The sequence below is a fragment of the Verrucomicrobium sp. BvORR034 genome (genome assembly GCF_000739635.1).
GTDB lineage: Bacteria > Verrucomicrobiota > Verrucomicrobiia > Verrucomicrobiales > Verrucomicrobiaceae > Verrucomicrobium.
This window is the reverse complement of record NZ_BATQ01000035.1, coordinates 14,186-31,536: the sequence shown is the minus strand read 5'-3', so window position 1 is coordinate 31,536 and position 17,351 is coordinate 14,186. Positions and strand designations below refer to the sequence as shown.

General features: G+C 60.3%; 9 protein-coding genes. 7 read left to right on the top strand and 2 right to left on the bottom strand.

The window, feature by feature from the left end; genetic code table 11:
- Positions 1-438: 438 nt before the first annotated feature.
- Positions 439-921: a hypothetical protein gene (locus BV034_RS05900; protein ID WP_050025087.1), complete on the bottom strand. Its 483-nt coding sequence runs from the start codon at positions 919-921 to the stop codon at positions 439-441.
- A gap of 588 nt (positions 922-1,509) precedes the next feature.
- Here BV034_RS05900 and BV034_RS35725 point away from each other — a divergent pair.
- A complete protein-coding gene (locus BV034_RS35725; protein WP_265592683.1) occupies positions 1,510-3,714 on the top strand; it encodes a hypothetical protein in 2,205 nt (734 codons plus the stop codon).
- Positions 3,715-3,735: 21 nt separating this feature from the next.
- On the top strand, positions 3,736-4,740 hold the full coding sequence (locus tag BV034_RS05885; RefSeq protein WP_050025081.1) for a MoxR family ATPase: 1,005 nt from the start codon (positions 3,736-3,738) through the stop codon (positions 4,738-4,740).
- Here BV034_RS05885 and BV034_RS35720 read toward each other — a convergent pair.
- A complete protein-coding gene (locus BV034_RS35720; RefSeq protein ID WP_265592685.1) occupies positions 4,730-4,858 on the bottom strand; it encodes a hypothetical protein in 129 nt (42 codons plus the stop codon). The two genes, BV034_RS05885 and BV034_RS35720, sit on opposite strands and share 11 nt — an antisense overlap.
- Between BV034_RS35720 and BV034_RS05880 the strand changes: the two genes are divergently transcribed.
- From BV034_RS05880 to BV034_RS05860, 5 genes are all read left to right on the top strand, one after another.
- Positions 4,805-9,142 carry an SAV_2336 N-terminal domain-related protein gene (locus BV034_RS05880; protein WP_265592684.1) on the top strand — a complete coding sequence of 1,446 codons (4,338 nt, stop codon included), beginning with the start codon at positions 4,805-4,807 and terminating at the stop codon, positions 9,140-9,142. The genes BV034_RS35720 and BV034_RS05880 overlap by 54 nt on opposite strands.
- A gap of 101 nt (positions 9,143-9,243) precedes the next feature.
- Positions 9,244-10,455, top strand: a complete 1,212-nt coding sequence (locus BV034_RS05875; protein WP_050025076.1) for a trypsin-like peptidase domain-containing protein — start codon at positions 9,244-9,246, stop codon at positions 10,453-10,455.
- Between the two features lie 45 nt (positions 10,456-10,500).
- Positions 10,501-12,168, top strand: coding sequence for a hypothetical protein (locus BV034_RS05870; RefSeq protein WP_050025074.1), 1,668 nt, complete (start codon positions 10,501-10,503; stop codon positions 12,166-12,168).
- A gap of 58 nt (positions 12,169-12,226) precedes the next feature.
- Complete coding sequence (locus BV034_RS05865; RefSeq protein WP_050025071.1) at positions 12,227-15,328, top strand: hypothetical protein; 3,102 nt, start codon at positions 12,227-12,229, stop codon at positions 15,326-15,328.
- 304 nt (positions 15,329-15,632) lie between these two features.
- Positions 15,633-17,243 (top strand): methyltransferase, encoded by a 1,611-nt coding sequence (locus tag BV034_RS05860; RefSeq protein ID WP_050025069.1) that lies wholly within the window; start codon positions 15,633-15,635, stop codon positions 17,241-17,243.
- Positions 17,244-17,351 lie beyond the last annotated feature (108 nt).

The window sequence follows — 17,351 nt, the reverse complement described above, 5'->3', positions numbered from 1 at the left end:
CAATCTACCTCCGGGCACTGACTATCCCACCTCATCCAACACCTGGCAGCGGAGCCGCTTTGGGACTGCGGTGAGCACCACCGCTTTGGGGAGCCTTGTGTCGGTCAGGCATCGATTGGGCCGCAACGGAGCATGGGATTGGGCATGGCGGGCGCTGCTGGAAAGCGAAGGGGTTCTAGCACCTCACCAGCGCCGCCAAAGCGGCGGTTCCCGCACGCACTCCAAAGATGCTGCGCATCCAGGTGTTGGAAGCGTCGGGTTCGCAGCAGATCCTCGAGCCTGCGACATCGGAGGGAACGTCACCAGCAAACCTCCACAAACCCCCTCCTCCCAAATCCAACCAGCCGCCTCACAACCACGCCCAGACGAGCCAAAAAAGGTTCATGATCTAACTCTCCACCACTCCACCACTCCACCACTCCACATTCCCCGGCCCCCTCATTTCCTGAACCACCTTCCCGCCGCCGGGGTCAGCAGCAGCACCACCCCCACCACCATGGGCGTCAGTTGCGCCATTAGCAGGAACCGTTCCCCGGTCGCAGTCACCCGGCCCCACATCAGCGGCACCATCAGCGTCGTCAGGCCGACCAGCGTCACCAGGCACCACCGCGACCACGCGGAGCGCGTCAGCAGACCGAACCCCAGTCTCAGCACCAGCACCAGCCAGATCACATCCACCATCCGCTCTTTCAAGTTGCTCTGACCTCCCGCCACCTCCACTGCCAAGGCCATCGCCCCGGCCCACGCAGGCAGCCACAGGCAAACCAGAGCCACCCAGATGATGCCCGGCACCCGGGGGCGACGCGACACCGTCTGCTTCGCCTCCACGCGAGCCTCCCCCTCCCTCTTCCAAGCCGGAGGCATCGGGTCAGGTTCAAGGTCACGCTGGCCGTGATCCGGAGGAGGTTCTGAAGCGTTCATAAGAGTACGATGCAGGTGCGCGGCCCCCGTTCGTCGGAGGGCTTGCATTCCATCAAGGTAACCAGACAAAAAGCGTGCACAAGCCCGGCCTGGTGCGGGGTGAGCCCCTGCCCACGCCCACGCGCACCGCGCGCCAAGGCCCCGCAATTCTTTAAGCTCCCCTCAGCAGGCGGGCAGGCCAGAGCCCTCCCACACCGCCGGACATGCGGGTCCGTATCCGGCGGTTGGATCTGCTGATCTCAACCCTTCAGTTCTGATGGCATCTTGAACCCCAGGCGTTTCAACAGTCGCTGTTGAGGTTCGAACGCACACAACGCTCGTCCGAAGCCCCTCATCCACCAACTTGGGTGCCCTTTGCACCCTCACCCCGCGACGGACGTTCCCGGCAAGATGCCGGCAACAGCAGGCAAGATGCGTGCGCTCCCCCAACTTCCCGCCCAGGCCCCTCCTCATCCCCCAAGTCCTCACCCTGAAGCACTCAGCCATTTTTTTCACCGAATCCGTTGCGAATCTTTTCTCCACTTGGTATTCATTCCGCTGACGTCCCTCAAGCTCCCCATTGAACCCTACCCTCATTGCTTTGCATCCATGAACTACCCCGTTTGGTACCTCGAAGCTGACAAAAATGAAGGCAGCGCGGTCCTTGTCTGGGTCAGAAAAACCTCAACCTCGACAGAAAGACCCGTAGCCGAGCAGCGCCTGCTGACGGCTCGTCACGTTCTCATTCACCCAGACTCAGATTCTGATTCAGACTCAGATTCAGATTCAATTCGCTATACGACTGCATTGAGAGGCTGGCCTCCTGGAGTCGGGTACACCGGAAGTGCCTCATTTGACTTGGAGATCGACGCTGAGCTCACACATCCTGCCGAAGTCGGCTTGTCCGATTCAAATGACATCGCCTTCCTAAAGTTCTCGAAGGGTAGAATCGACTCAGGTTACCCGGCTACCAAGTTACTTCGCAGCGGGCACCTGGAACACCCCCCTAATCGCCCAATCACTCTCTGTGGACACACTGGCGGCAGTGCTCGCAATAACGAAAACAAAGGGAAAGTCATCCCTGATGTTATCGAAAAATGTATTATCGAGATGATTGACGGTCCCGAAGTCAAGCTCAAATCTGGAAGCGGGATCATGGGACCAGGAGCGAGCGGTGGCGGCGCGTTTGTAGAAGACCGGTTCGCGGGCATCTATCAAGGCGAGTACAGGAAATCGCTTCGTCACGTCTTCACCAAAATTGATGTCCTTCGCAGTTGGTGTTGGGCCCAAGGCTATCAACTGGTGGAGATCGCTGACTCCGATCCTGCGTCTCAAGCTTGCCAGCTCTCAGCAGACTTACGCCCGAAGGTTGCGAACATCCTCTCTAGAATGTTGGACAGCGATACCAAATGGCGGCAGCTCGAAATGAATCTTCGCTTCTTCCATTGGAAGGGCGGAAGAAGCATTGAAGAGGATGTCAAAGATCTACTCGATCAATGCGAGAACCAGTTCAGAGGGGGTGGGTTTGAGCAACTCCTTGCAGCCCTCGACAAGCAAGCACTGATTACCACCCAGCTCTACGGACTTCTCGACGACTCGCTCACCAACAAAGGGGCGAATGTCACGTATTCAGAACTCAAGGTGCTTCGGCAGTTGCATGCTGCCAATCCCGTAGTTGATGACGAAACCGCCAGCATCGCGTTCTCAAAAATTCAAGAGGCCTTTGAGAGCCCGGCACATAGAGATTTTGCGAGCTGCACCGGATTTTTGGCCAGATGCCTACATGAACGTGATGATCGTGCCCCATTGTTTACGTATCTCGCACTATGTGGCTCGAAATTGGAGCAGAGCAAGTTCAGCAGTCGAATTGAGAAGTGGAAATCCAAGGTGGCCAAGCGACTCAAGGTAAACCTTTCCGCCATCGCTCCACCTGGTGATTGCGCGAACCGCCTCCCTGCCACCCCGGGTGGCTCCATCCTCTTGATCAAGCTGGAAAGGGATGCCCTTTCTCATGCGCCAAAGTACCACCTCACGACTTGGACAATCGTTCACGGTCAGCACGAAAAGCTGGAGGGGCTTCCGCTTCATTCACTGGAAATCAAAGATTTCAAAGAGGCCTTGTCTCACTGCATCGCCAGAGCGCGACAGATCGTCCTAGGTCGATCACAAAGCTCCGAAATCTGGATTGAAGTCATCCTACCATTCGAACTGCTCGAGTATGCCTTTGATGCCACCACCTCTCCTTGCGAGGATCACTGTGCCAACATCGTTGGCGCACATTGGCCCGTATTGATCCGTTCCTATGACCGGATCTACAATGACGGCGACCGGTTTCAACAAGCTCAGGTTCTGTGGACGCAAAAGTGGACCGCCCTGTTTGCCTCACAGGACGGCAAAGACATTTCTTACGCCACAAGCTTGGAGGACTACACTCCCACTTTTTTCAACGATCTGCAACAGGGGGCCAACGCCTTTGTCGCACTGACACTTCCGGGTGCCTCCGAAACATTTGAGCCGAGCCCTTCCGAAGTCCTCCACCAAATTCTCACCTCTGGGATCCCGGCAGCCGTCTGGCTACGAGACCACGAAGGTGATGCCGAAGAGTCGCACAGCCTGCTTCGCCATCAACTACTCGACCAAGACCGTAACCACTGGCCCCTTCATGCCCGCACGCTACGCCACGAGTGGTTTGTACAAAACTCACCGACAGCCGCTGTCTGCTCCGGCCTCTCATTTTTCTGGGACGATCCCAACCGGATGCCGCCCGATGCCATTCGCCCTACGCTGATTGCTCCTTCCCAACGAGCCTCATAGTCCCCATCCCCTTCTCACCAAATGGAGCCCTCCCCAGACCATCCCCACGCCTACTTTAAGCGTCAGTCGGAGCCACACGACGCGATTCTCAACCGCATCAAACCGCCGCCGTGGCGAGATTTCACTGACCCCGCAAAGAATCAAAACGAACGTGGCGCGCTCTACATTCCTCGCGAAGAGGAAGTCGCGCTAGTCAATGCCGCCTTCCAGCTTCGCCGCCCCCTCTTGGTCACAGGCAAGGCCGGGATCGGCAAGTCCACGCTGGCCCATGCCGTCGCCCATCAGCTCCAGCTCGGGGAAGTGCTCGTGTGGCCCATCACCTCCCGCTCCACCCTCCAACAGGGCCTCTACCACTACGATGCGGTGGCGAGACTCCAAGACGCCTCTCTTCAATCGCAAAAATCACGTCATCGACGAGGAAAAGCCCGCCCTTCCGCACCCGACATCGGTCGCTACATCCGTCTAGGACCACTGGGCACCGCACTCTTGACCTCAACCAAGATAAAGCCCCGAGTTCTTCTTATCGATGAGATCGACAAGAGCGACATCGATCTTCCCAATGACCTCCTTCATCTCTTCGAAGAAGGAGAATTTGAGATTCCGGAACTCTCCCGCCTCCCGGAAGGCGCAGTCTATGATGAGATCACCGTCGGGCTGCACAAGAGAGAATCATCTACCAAGAGCATCAAGCGCGGTCATGTGCGTTGCGAGGATTTCCCCCTGGTCATTCTCACCTCCAATGACGAAAGGGAGTTCCCCCCCGCCTTCAAGCGTCGCTGCCTGCGGCTTGAAATCAAACTCCCAAACGAAGATGAACTTCGCCAAATCGTGGAGAAACGCGTGGCACTAAACCCAGAAGACAACCCCAAGGTCACGACTCTCCTCAAATCCTTCCAGTCAAAATTGGAATCCGGCGAAATGTCCACCGACCAGCTTCTCAATGCCGTGTACCTTGTCGCCAGAGATCTATCCAGTGAGGACGCAATGGTCATCAAGGACGTAGTATTGCGCCCTCTCAACCAGTGACAGAAGAGCCCAACACGGAGGCAAAATGAGCCTGTACGCCCTCTACAAAGAGCTCCTCGTCCGAGTGCAGGATTTTGCGCCAGAGGATCTGCTGGATATCCTCTGGATTGCCGAGCATGGCACTCCCTCTGAACTAGCCTGGCTTGCTCCCAAGAGGCCTCCGGAATACAAGCCCCCACTCAAGCAAGCTCCGTCATCCAAACCAAACCGGTTGGAGCAGCCTCAGTCACAGGGATCCGGTGAATCGAAACAGGGCAAGGAAAGCACCTCTTCCGGGTCGGAGAAGAACACCTCCCTGGACAGCCAGTCGCCAACGCCGAACCACGATCCGATCCCAGTCTACACTGGTGGCTACACCTCGTCCGCAGCCAACTCCCAAAGCGCCCCCAAAGGGCAGAAAGGCGGCACCCTGCCTCTACGTGTCCCTACAGCCCGAGCCATTCCGGATGCCCTCAACATGGCGAGAGCCTTACGCCCGCTCATGCAGAGGGTGGCATCCCGTGTGAATTCCGAGATCGACGAGGAGGCCACCGTCAAGCTGACTGCAGAACAGCGCATCTGGCATCCCGTTCTCATTCCCGCAAAGAGCCGTTGGCTGAATGTCACGCTCATGCTGGACACGCATGGCAGCATGGAGATCTGGCATCAGGCATCCAAGGAACTACGCCACATCCTGGAGCATCAGGGTGCCTTTCGGGATGTACGCACGTGGACACTCACTTCCAATGCGGACGCGCCTAAGCCACCCGCCGCAGGTGAGAAGGCATTGGAACCAACATTGCTCTACGCCGACCAGCGACACACCCAGCCACGTGATGTCAAGGAGTTGGTCTCCGGCGACGGCCGGCATGCCGTGATCATCATCAGCGATTGCCTGGGTAGCGCCTGGTCGGACGGGCGGATGGCGGAGTTCGTAAGGGTTCTTGGAAAGAATACTCCCATGCTTCTTATCCAGCCGCTTCCTGAGTCCTACTGGTCTCAGACCGGGCTCCGCAGCGCCCGGGCTCTTCACGTACAGACATTGCGGACAGGTTCACCCAACGCCCTTTTGCGCCAAGAACGGCCGCAATGGCGGCAACTTCCAGGAGAAAGTCTCCCAGAACACGCCGTCCCCCTTCCCCTCATCACCGTAGATGCTGGTTCCTTGAACACATGGAGTCGCCTGCTTTCAGGTGACCACAAAGTCCGGTTGCCCGCCGTGTGGCTACGGGACAAGCCCCTGCCAGCTGGCGCAGTCACATCAGAGCACACTCCCTCGGCACCTCCACAATCACCGGCAGACCGCATCCGCAGCTTCAAAGGTCACGCCCATCCCGCCGCTTTCCGCCTTCTCTGTCTTCTCGCTTCCTCGCCACTACGCCTTCCTATCGCTCGCGTCATTCAGTGTACCATGGTGCCGAACTCCAGCCCCATGCATCTGGCAGAGGTCTTCCTGAGCGGATTGGTCGAACGCGTCACGCCAGCTGATTCGCCCGTGGAGCCAGACTATGTGGACTTTGACTTCGCGCCCGGCATTCGAAAATGCCTTTTGGACGCCGCGTGGTTCCCGGAAATGATAGAAGTGCAGAGCATCGTCTCCGGTTACCTCATGCACCACATGGGTGCGACTCTGGATTTCCAGGCCATCGTTGATGATCCGGACAGCGTCACCGCATCCAGCTTTGGGCCCGGCTCCTCCACATTTGCAAACATCACCGCGGAAGTCCTGCGCAGACTTGGTGGAAAGTACGCGAAAGTGGCGGAGAGACTAACTCAGGTCCCGACTCCACCTGTACCGCCTGGTCCCGCCGAGACTCCGGACGCCAATTCACCGCCAGATGAGGATCCGGCACAACGCCCCACTTCCCCTGTCGGCTTGAATTCCTTGCGAGAGGTTAAAGTCGTTGTGGTAGGCGAGGGAGGGGTGGGCAAGACCTCGCTCATCAAGCGTTTGACGGGCCAAGCCTTCAGCAGGCATGAGCGTGCGACACCCGGAATCGTACGTCACAAGATGCCACTACAGTGTCCGGGTTTAGGCGAAGTCACACTCAACATCTGGGACTTTGGCGGGCAGGAGATCATGAACTCCCTGCACCAGCTGTTTCTCACCGAGCACAGTCTCTACTTGCTGGTCCTGGACAGCCAACACAGTGAAGCCGAGAGCCGCGTGGAGTATTGGTTGAGACTCATCCAGAGCTTTGGCGGCAATTCGCCGGTCATCGTGGTATGCAATAAGTTTGACGAGCAGCGCATGCAGCTCAACTGGAACCAGCTCCATGACAAGTACCCCCAACTCAAACGCTCCGCCAAAAGAGTCTCCTGCTCTAGAGACAGCGAGTCAGGCCTGGACGAGTTGCGAGACATCATCGCCCTCACCGCGGCCAATGACGTGGCGCACGTGAAGACGCCTTTTCCTTCTGAGTGGCGAGAGCTAAAAAACAGGATCGAGAGCGAGGAGCGCGCCACAATTGGCCTCAAAGAATTTGAAGTTCTATGCGCCAGCTGCCAGGTCGATGAGAAGCACAACAAAACTCTTCTCAGCTTGCTTCACGACGTGGGCACTGTATTCCACTTCAGAGGCAGCGGCTTGGTGAATGACGCCATCGTCTGTGACCCTCAATGGATTACGGCAGCCGTATATCGGCTGCTGAGCGACCACGGACTGAAACAGAATCATGGTCGGCTCGAGTACATGTATTACAAAGAGGTGCTAAAGTCCGTCCCTGACTACAAATATGACCAGCATGCAGACTTCATCTGGGAGATGATGCTCCGTTTTCAACTTGGTTTTGAGTTCGACAATCCAGGAAGAACGGAGCGCACCATGCTGGTACCTGACCTTCTACAGAAGGAAGAAGGGTTCAAGAAGGACTGGTCGGGAGCGCTCGCCCGTGTCTATGAATACACCGTGCTCCCCCAACTCGTAATGAGCCGCTTGATCGTCGCCATGCATCGCTACATACCGCCAGACTTCGCCTGGCGCTACGGCGCCATCTTGGAATGGAACGGTACGCAGGCGCGCATCAAGGCAGATCTGGAAGATCGCACACTAACAATTGAAGTTCAAGGAAACATTCCTGGTCGTCGAAGCCTCCTTGACGCGATACGCGAAGCATTGAACACCATCAACGAAAGTTTCTCGAACAAACTTGGCGCAATCGAGCTCGTACCCGTCCCAGGTCATCCTCAGAAACTGGAATCGTACCATAAGCTCATCGAGATGGAGCGGGACGGAGAATCCACCGTCTACATCCAGGATGTAGGGAGAGTATCGATCGACCAACTTCTCAACGGAGTCGATCCGGTGCAGAGCGCAATGCTTACTGGACCCCAAATTGCAAACGTCACAAAGGCGCTTGTTAAGTTGTTCAACGCCGACAGCCTTGAATTCTTCTTACATACCAGACTTAACAAGCAATTGCACAAGATCGCACCACGACCTGCCAACATTCAATCGTTGGCATACACGCTCGTAGACCTGGCCAATAGAGAATCCTGGGCGAATGAGTTGATTCAGGCTGTGTCAGCCGAGTTCCCATGGAATGAAGAAATCCAGGCGATCGCGCAAGAGCTGTCTGCACCTGAAGTTCGTCCGCCTGTCAAGCCTGGCACTTTCAAGCTGCCCTCGGGTTTACAAGGCATTGTGAAGGAGAGCTCCCGGTTCTCAACCGTCAGTGAGTTCCTGGACACTTTCAAGCAATTTTCCCGGGCCGTCTGTCAGGTGACGATTTCCGGGAAGGGTGGTGGCACCGGGTTTCTCATCGCGCCCGATCTTGTCATCACCAGCTTTCACGTCATCCACCACGCGCTGGTTAGGGAGATGCCTCCGACGGAAGTTCAATGCATCTTTGGTCACATTCAGGACTCTGATACCGGGCAGATCCACCCAGGTGAAACCATCGGGCTCCACCCCTTCTGGAACATCGTCTATAGCGATGTTGACTCCAACGATCTGGCCCGGCCTGCTCTCGAACCTGCAATTGAGAAATTGGACTACGTGGTCCTCCGACTGGAGCGCAAGGTCGCCAGCGCCCCCTTGCATTGGGTGGACGCGGATACCATTGGATTTTTTGACTTAGATTCGGCAACCAACATCGACCCGGGCGACCACCTAATCATCCTGCATCATTCGCAGGCCAATACCAATCGTCCTCAAATGCCCCTCCAGATGAGCCATGGTGTCACGCTTCCATCCCCATGGCCAACCAAACGCATTCGTCACAACGTCCCCACTTTGGGCGGAGCCTCCGGTGCCCCTTGTCTTGACCGGGACCTGCGTCTCGTCGGTCTGCATCAATCGGTGTACAGGGAATCCGGGACACTCATCTACAAACAGGCAATTCCAATCCGTGCAATTATGGAAGATCTGAAAACCCGTCAGCGGGAATTTGAGCGACAGGGTGTTGACCCATTCTGGCGATAGATGCCTAGCCCACCTCCCCCCATCGAAAAACTCACTTGCGCCCCGCTCCTCCCTCCCTATTTTCTCCATGACCAATCAGATAGCCTCACGCGCCCGCGCTCATGGACTTGTCAAAACAGTTTGGCCACTTCTTGGAGAATCCCAAGGGCATCCTGGATGATTTGGACTCCATCCAGATCCCGCTCCCGATCCTCCAGCACGGCTCTGGCGGCACCCCTGTAGGCGGCGGCGGGAGTGGCGGCAGCACCAAAGACAATCGCGACTCCGGCCTCACCCTTTACTCCGCCACCCGCGAGGATGCCGGCAGCGACGACGACCGGCCCCGGTCCACCGGCGGCCTCACCTTTGGCGTCGCCCGCAAGTCCGACCAGCCGACCGACAAACCCACCCTCACGCTGGCCAGCTTGAGGAAAGATCTCAAGGACCTCAATGACGCGGGCTCGCACAAACGGGCCGGCCTCCTTTCCGGCCCCTCCGGCCTGCAGCTCTACAGCATCATCATCGCGCTCTACCGCCCCGGCCCCGCTTTTCGCGTGGGGCACCTGCTGCGAAACGAAGACCTCCAGGCGCTGACGGACAAGAACGCCGAACCCTGGAGCACCTACCTCGCCCCCAAGATGGCGAGCATCCAGCATTGGGCCCGGCACGCCTTCCGCCTGGAGATGGTGGACACCCGCCATCGCGGCTCCGGCACCGTGCTGGAGGACGGGCGCATCCTCACCGCCTGGCACGTGATCGCAGACCCCGGCTGGATCTTTGGCAAGCCCCCCAATCCTGCCGCCAAAGGCCGCGCCAGCCTGGATGGCACGGTAGGCGGTACATTCCTGAACCGGGAGATCTCCGGCTATGACCAGCCCACCAACACGGGCGACCCGCCAGACCGCGCCTGGATCCACACCAGCGCCACCGCCGCCTCCCAGATCCAGGCCGCTGATGACACCACCCTCACCGGCCTCAGCCTGCAAGCCACGCAACTCTTCCCCGACTACCTCGCCGGCCGCAAGGTCATCGTCCTGGGTCACCCTGGCCCGCCCAACAAAGGAGAGGAGGAGGATGCCGCCAAGATCGCCTACAAAGACGCCTCCTACCTCCGCGCCTACAAGCGCTGCATGCCCGGCATGATCCGCCAGGACAAGCCCACGGAGGAGATCAACGGCCTCACCTACATCCGTCACGACTGCTCCACCCTGGCCGGCACCAGCGGCGGCTGCCTGATCGATCTGGAAACCGGTGCCATCCTCGGCCTCCACGTCTCCGGCATCGAAAGAGGTGCCACCGACCGAAACCTCGCCCTCGCCGCGTGGTGTCTGTAGCGTCACCACCGGCCCCACCTTCGACTCCAACTCCCCCCGCATCTCATGCCCCTGCCAGTTTGGTTTTTGGATACCGGGATCAGCGAGGCCAGCGCCGTGCTCGTCTGGGTGCGCCCCATCCCCGCCCCGGGGGACGCAGGCCCGCCGCCTGCGGCCGAGCGCCGTCTCGTGACCGCCCAGCATGTGCTGCGCACCAACGACCAAACCGACGGTCCTTATTCCGCGAACCTCCTGGCCTGGCCACCCGGCATATCCTACCAGGGTTTTCCCCCTTTTGAGTTGGAAGTCGACCGCCTGTTGAGTCCCACCGATTCGACTCCACTTCAGGGGCCGGAAGATTTCGCCTTCCTCAAGTTCAAGTCCGCCACCGGGGCAGATCCGTCCCCCCTTCTCTCAGACGAGGCCTGCAAAAAGGGCATGGGCGGCCTCAACATCTGCGGCTACACCACCGGCAGCCCCCTGATCGATGTCCACCAGGGCGAGACCGTGCCCGCTCCTCATCCGGCGTGGACGCTCTTGAATCATCTGAAGGAGCTCTCCATGGGCATCCTCTCACCCGGCATGGGCTCACCCACCCGCGGCACCAGCGGCGGAGGCGTCTTTCAGGAGGACCGCTATGCCGGCGTGTACCGCGGCGCCTTTGGCCCCCAGGGCCAGCACTGCTTCATCCCCATCCCCCACCTCCGGACCTGGTTGCGAGCCCACGGCTATGAATTCGTGGACCTTTCCGTCACTGGCCAACTGGGGGAGATCGGGAAACAACTCGTCAGTGTCGCCCAGCAAAAAACGGACCCCGCAGTGAGCGCTCTGCTTGCCCCCAGACGACACTATTTGCAATTGCTCAGTGACACTCTGCTGGAGTTTCGCACCCAGAAGATGCTTCACGATCATTTGCACTACCTCCAGCTCCCGTATGCCACCGCAGCCTGGGCGGCACGAGCAGGCCTGCAGGATGCCACCAATCTGAACACCTACGAAACAGCGATTTGTGGAATCAGTGGAAGGATGGAGCTGACAGCCAAGTCCATCACAGCCATCCCACAGGATGCAGGAAACAACCTGATGCTGGAGCAGGAGAGAGCCCGGGTGTGGCACACTGACATCCAAAACGCCCTGAAATCAGCCTCCACCACCCAAGACAACTACGCAGGAGCCAGCAAGGCTTGTGATACCATCGGATCCATCCTCAGGAGACAAATGTCCCGGATCAACAACAATCTGGTTCAGAACGCGGACATGATGGACCTTACCATTTTGGCCGATCTTTTGGAACAGGTGGGAAGCATGTCCACTGCCCCCGGGCGGGATGATCTGCTCTCAGGCAGTAAAGCCTGTTCCACGGTCCACACCTCGCTGAAGGAGAGCATAGACCTTCATCACCGCTGGCAGGATCTGGACAACTTGCTCTGGGAGGTCGAACGCTGTCTTGCCGCAGATGCCTACAATGAGTTTCTGATGCGATGGCAATTTATGATTCTGAGCCTGAACAATCTCACCCCGTTGGCTGCGGGTGCCAATAGACCAGGCCGCATCACCGACTACGTCAATGCCAACCAAGCCCTCATTGACAGCGCAAACCGACTCAAGCTCCCCGCAAGCTTTCAACTGCTCGCGCGGGAGTGCCGAGACCAGTTCATGAAGGTGGACAACCAGCTATTCGCCCTCGCCGACCACGTCGCAAGCTTGCGCAGGCCGTTGCAGGACCTCCTGTGATCCGCCACCAGCCACGCGACAATCTCAACAAGACGCCTTCTCTTTCCCGCCGCGCTCCATGAACTCACCCCTCCCCGAACAGCCGCTCGCGAACTTGGAAAGCCTTTCAGACGGCCAATATCAGGAGTTGCTCAACCGAGTGTCTCTGGAGGCCCAATCCCTCGTCCAGGTGCCCAAGCGGGAGTTTCGCATCAGACAGCTTCAGACCATTCTGGACACCGTGAGTGACGTGCCAGAGGTGCAGCATCGACTCGGCCGACTTATCACATTTGCCGTTAGGAACCTTGTCTCTTCCCTACACACAGTAGACGACTCGTACGAAATCACGCTTACCTCGGACGACTGTGGCCCCGTTCCTCTTGCTGCACCGGCGCCACTTTCGCGGGAACCTGCGTCCACAGGTGATTCCAACTCCAGCCGCCTCACCGCCTTCACCTCCCCCGACGCTCTGCGCAGGGCACACAGCACGCTCTTACGCAGGCAGCGCGAAGGCGGACCGAATGCCCCCATTCCGGAGGAACTGGTCCGTTTCTTCCAGCAGGTCCGCAACTATGGCACCCATCTGGCCGATGATGAGGGGCGCAACAATGCCCAGGGCATCCTTGACTTTTGGTACGGCGTCCTGGTCACGGTGAGCCGCGCCTATGCAGATGGGCTGGGCTCACTCAGCCTCGCGGAGTACGACCCCACCACCACTGACGAAGACACTGACTGCGACGCAGAGAGCACCGCCCGCGTCAACGCCCATCTTGCCGCCAAGGCGCGCGAGTTCGAGGCAAAACTCTCCCCCGCCAGCCAGGAGCAGCTCCACAGGGTCCTGCTCCGCCTCTTCAACATCACCGGCCCCCGCTATGAGACCGGCCGCACCCAGTTGCTCAAGTCCGACCCTCTCTTGACGGAAGGGACGGAGGCCCGGACACTCGTAGACTCCCTGGCCCGCGCCGGCATCCTCATCTCTGAGCAGGCCGGGGCCGAGCCGGATGCCGCCTACACCCTGGCCAGCGATTCCCTCCTGCAGGACTGGCCCACCCTGGCGCTGCTCGTCAGGCAGCGTCGTTCTCTCCGCGAACTCGCCACCGGGTGGAACCGCTTCGGCCGACCCGAGTCCTCTCTGCTGGAGGAGGGCCCCCTCACTGAGCTGGCAGATCAGGTAGACGACCTGACCCAGATCGAAAAAGATCTCCTCACCGCCAGCCGCGCCCTGACTCAGGCACGCGCCCGGGAACACACCGTCACCCTCCGCCGCTGGATCGTCGCCCTCGGCATCGCCCTTGCGTTTGCCGTGGGGTTCGGGATCTGGGGATGGGGCGAGAAGGGGAAAGCCGAGACGGCAGCCGCCCTCGCCAAGACGGAAGAAGGCAACGCGATCACCGCCAAAGGGGAAGCGGATACAGCCAGGAAACTCGCCGAGGCCAAGGGCAGGGAGTTGGAGGCCAAGAACATAGAACTGGAGGACAAAACGCGGGAACTCGAAGCCACCGTCGCCAATCTCAAAAAGGTCATCGCCGAGCGCGACGAAGCCGACAACAAGATCAAGGAGGACTCCGCCAAAGAAAGCACCCAGATCGCCGTCAGCGTGGACCAGCTGACAGCCATCGAGCAGGCCATCCGCAACAGCTATCAGGAAATAACCCACCTTCCCGCCGCCCAGCAACCCGCCGCCCGCACAGCGATAGAAAACCTCTCCACCGTCCTCAACCTCGTGGAGCAGAGCCGCGAAGCCGTAGTGGCCCAGGCCACCGCAGCCGCCCCGCTACCTACCGTCCAGGCCCCCACGGAGAACTCCGGCGATCCCGCCCCCGCCCTCATCAAATCCCTGCCCCAGCTTGAGGCCCCCGTCGCCGCCGTCGCCTTCGCCCCTGATGGCAAGCTCGCTGCCGGCGGCAGCACCAACCGCGTCCTCACCTGGAACGCCCAGGGCACCCCGCTGGACTACGCCATCAATGGCAGCAGCAGCGGCGGCGTGAACACCCTCGCCTTCAGCCCCGCATCGGGCGGCCAGCTCCTCGCCATCGGCAGCCAGGGCTCCACCGTACGGCTCTACAACTTCACCAGCAAGCTCACCTCCGCCTATGAAGGCCACCGCGACGTCATCACCTGCGTGAACTTCAACCAGGACGGCACCCGCATCGTCTCCGCCAGCGCCGACCGCACGGTAAACGTCTGGAACCCGGCCAACCTGCAGCGACTCGACCGCTTCGCCAAGCTCAACACCACCCCCACCTGGGCCGCCTTCAGCCCCGATGGCACCCAGGTCATCGCCTCCCTGGACGTGGGAGGCGCCGCCCAGTGGCAGGTCGACGGGCCCGCCCAGCCCCGTCTCCTCCCTCACACCGCCCCGGTCAAACGCGCCGTCTACAGCCCGGACGGCACCTTCATCGTCACCGCCACCACCGGCGACAAGTCCGTCTCCGTCTGGGCGGCCGCCGCTTCCTCGAACCCCGGCAACACCCCGCTCTGGACCGGCAAGCACGACGGCGCCGTGTACCAGGCCATCTTCTCCCCGGATGGCAGAAAGGTCGCCAGCGCCGGTGCAGACCAGGTCATCCGCATCTGGGATGCCCAGACCGGCCAGCTCCAGCTGGAGCGCAAGGGCCACCTCGGCGAGGTGCGCGTGCTCGCCTACCACCCCTCCACCACCCGGCACATCCTCCTCTCCGGCAGCACCGACAACACCGCCCGCCTCTGGTTCGATGACGAACTCGACGCCCGCTACAAGCTCGACGGCCACACCGCCCGGCTCAGCGCCGTCGCCTTCAACCAGCAGGGCGATCAGATTGCCACCGGCAGCTCAGACAAGACCGTGCGTTTGTGGTCATTTAAGGTAGGCAACACCCCCCCGGCAGCGCCCGCCGTCACCGGCTGGTGCATCTACGGCTGGCTGGATCCCAAGGCCAGCACCCCGCCCCGCCTCCGCGCCCAGTCCTTCCGTCCCGCGAACGGCCAGTACGGCCCCCTGCCCACTGAGGGGCAGATCGTCACCGCCGACGCCTTCGTCTACGTCCGCGACTCCCTCACCCCCGGGCCCAACAGACAGTGGAAACAAGGTGAGCCCATCGGCAGCGTGCGCCAGGGCCAGCGCGTGAAAATCCTGGAGGTGAAATGGGACAAAAACCTCCAACCCCCCGGCGTCTGGATCCGTGTCGAAGGCGCAGAGTAGCGCGGAGTAGAGGAAACCACCCTCCACCACCAGAGAACACAGCACAGCCCGGCCCGGCATCGCCCCTCCCAGCTGCCTGCACTGTCCGCCCCCGCACGCCAGATAGAGGTAACAACCTCCTCCAGGTGCCGTCACGTCGCCACGCCGTGGCACCTCGCATCACACCACCAGTTGGAACAAAATTTGCTTGCACGCCTTGCAGCCCCGTCTATCAGACGGCACGCGCTGGCAACAGCACCCACGAGACTCGACGACGAGATCGCCAGGAAACACTCCCTCGCAACTCTCATCGAACCTCGTCGTCATGTCGTCTCATCTGTTCTCGTCGGCCCAGAGCTATGCTGCCACCGGTTGGTTGTTCATGCAGAAGTGGCTTCGAACTTCCTTCATCACGCTGCTATTCAATGGTCTGGTCACCTGGCTCGCGGTAAGGGGATTCAAACTTAGCCCTGATGAGACAAAGTGGCTGATCGGTGGTGTCGTTGTCTCGACAGTTGTTGCCTACTTTATCTCCGCCTACCGTGGCATATCCTGCGAGTCCGGTAACTTCCTCGGCGGCCATCACTTTGTCCCCAAGTCCAAAAAGGTGGATATGATCGCCACGAACTTCCAGGGCTTTGAGGCCTTCGAGAAGAACGTCCGCGCCGCCCTGCGCAAGAGCGACGCCCACGTCCGCATCCTGCTTCTGGATCCGCGGTGCAGCTCCTTTGCTGAACGCATGATCCAGTACGGCCCCACCCAGAGCCCCCGCGCCTTTGCCGAGGCATTCAAGAGCGCCCTCTACAGCCTGGAGTGCATCGACCGCGACCTCCAGGAGTGGACCCGGTCCCAGGAAACCACCGGCACCCTGCAGTGGCAACTCTACAGCAAAGCCCCCACCAAAGGCACCATCCTCACCGAGCACGAAGTCCGCTACTGGCCCTACTTCTCCACCATGCATCAGTCCAGCAGCCCCACCCTCACCATGCGCGCCGGGCACGCGCTGGCCGCGATGCTGCGCGAAGACTTCGAAAACCTCTGGAACGACAAGCATACCCAGCCCGGCCGGATCCTTCGCTCATGCGTCCGCTACACCCAGGAGCAGGCCGCTTACGATATCGAGCACGTCGTACGCCAGGTAGAGGCTGGCACCCACCCCGTCCAGCAGCACCCGCAGCAGGCTCCGCACACAGACTGGCCCTGGCCTCAGGCGTGGAGCTACGTGCGACCCTCCAGCAGCCTGCCCGCCCCCAGCCGTTTCGCCCAGGTGCTGGCAGAAGCCCTCCCCACAGATGCCTCCGCCACCCTGCTGGACATCGGCTGCGGTTCCGGCATCATCGGCATCTTCTCCCTGCTCGAGCACGGCGTGAAAAGCGTCACCTTCAACGACGTGCAGAGCGAGGCCCTGGCCGAGGTCGCCGCCAATCTCGCCCGCCACTTTGCCACCCGCGCCATCACGCCCCAGCAGACCGCCCTGCACCACGGCGCCTTCACAGACATCCCGCTCCAGACCGTCAAGCAGCACACCCACATCGCCTTCAATCCCCCGCAGTTCCCCGTGGATCTGGCCGATCCCGCCGAGGTGGAGCGCATCCAGCAGAGCGGTCCCGAGAACATTTTCAGACACGGCGGCAGAGACGGCCTCGAAATCGTCCGCCAGTTCCTCGCCTGGCTGTCCTCTCTGCAGGCCGACCGCCCCGTCACCTACCTCATGCTCTCCTCATTTCTGGGCCAGAAAGCCATCGAGGACGCCTTCACCGCCGCCAGCCTGCCCTACCTGCTCAAGACCACCCGCACCGCCCCCCTGCGCCGCAGCCTCCACGCCAGCGCCAGCCGGTTCAAGGACAAACCAGAGGAACTCGCCGACCGCCGGCTGAAGCAGGCAGATGGCAGCTGGCAGAAGAAGCTCCTGGTCTATGAGATCCCAGCGGCCTGACCCCAGGCACCTCCCAACGACCATCCCACCACACCCAGCCCCGGCCCACCACTCCACCACTCCACCACTCCACCACTCCACCGGATCACCGGATCACCGGATCACCGG

Coding starts and splice junctions, on each gene's coding strand:
- BV034_RS05900 (WP_050025087.1), bottom strand. CDS start 921: ATGAACGCTTCAGAACCTCCTCCGGATCACGGCCAGCGTGACCTTGAA.
- BV034_RS35725 (WP_265592683.1), top strand. CDS start 1,510: ATGAACTACCCCGTTTGGTACCTCGAAGCTGACAAAAATGAAGGCAGC.
- BV034_RS05885 (WP_050025081.1), top strand. CDS start 3,736: ATGGAGCCCTCCCCAGACCATCCCCACGCCTACTTTAAGCGTCAGTCG.
- BV034_RS35720 (WP_265592685.1), bottom strand. CDS start 4,858: ATGCTCGGCAATCCAGAGGATATCCAGCAGATCCTCTGGCGCAAAATC.
- BV034_RS05875 (WP_050025076.1), top strand. CDS start 9,244: ATGGACTTGTCAAAACAGTTTGGCCACTTCTTGGAGAATCCCAAGGGC.
- BV034_RS05870 (WP_050025074.1), top strand. CDS start 10,501: ATGCCCCTGCCAGTTTGGTTTTTGGATACCGGGATCAGCGAGGCCAGC.
- BV034_RS05865 (WP_050025071.1), top strand. CDS start 12,227: ATGAACTCACCCCTCCCCGAACAGCCGCTCGCGAACTTGGAAAGCCTT.
- BV034_RS05860 (WP_050025069.1), top strand. CDS start 15,633: ATGTCGTCTCATCTGTTCTCGTCGGCCCAGAGCTATGCTGCCACCGGT.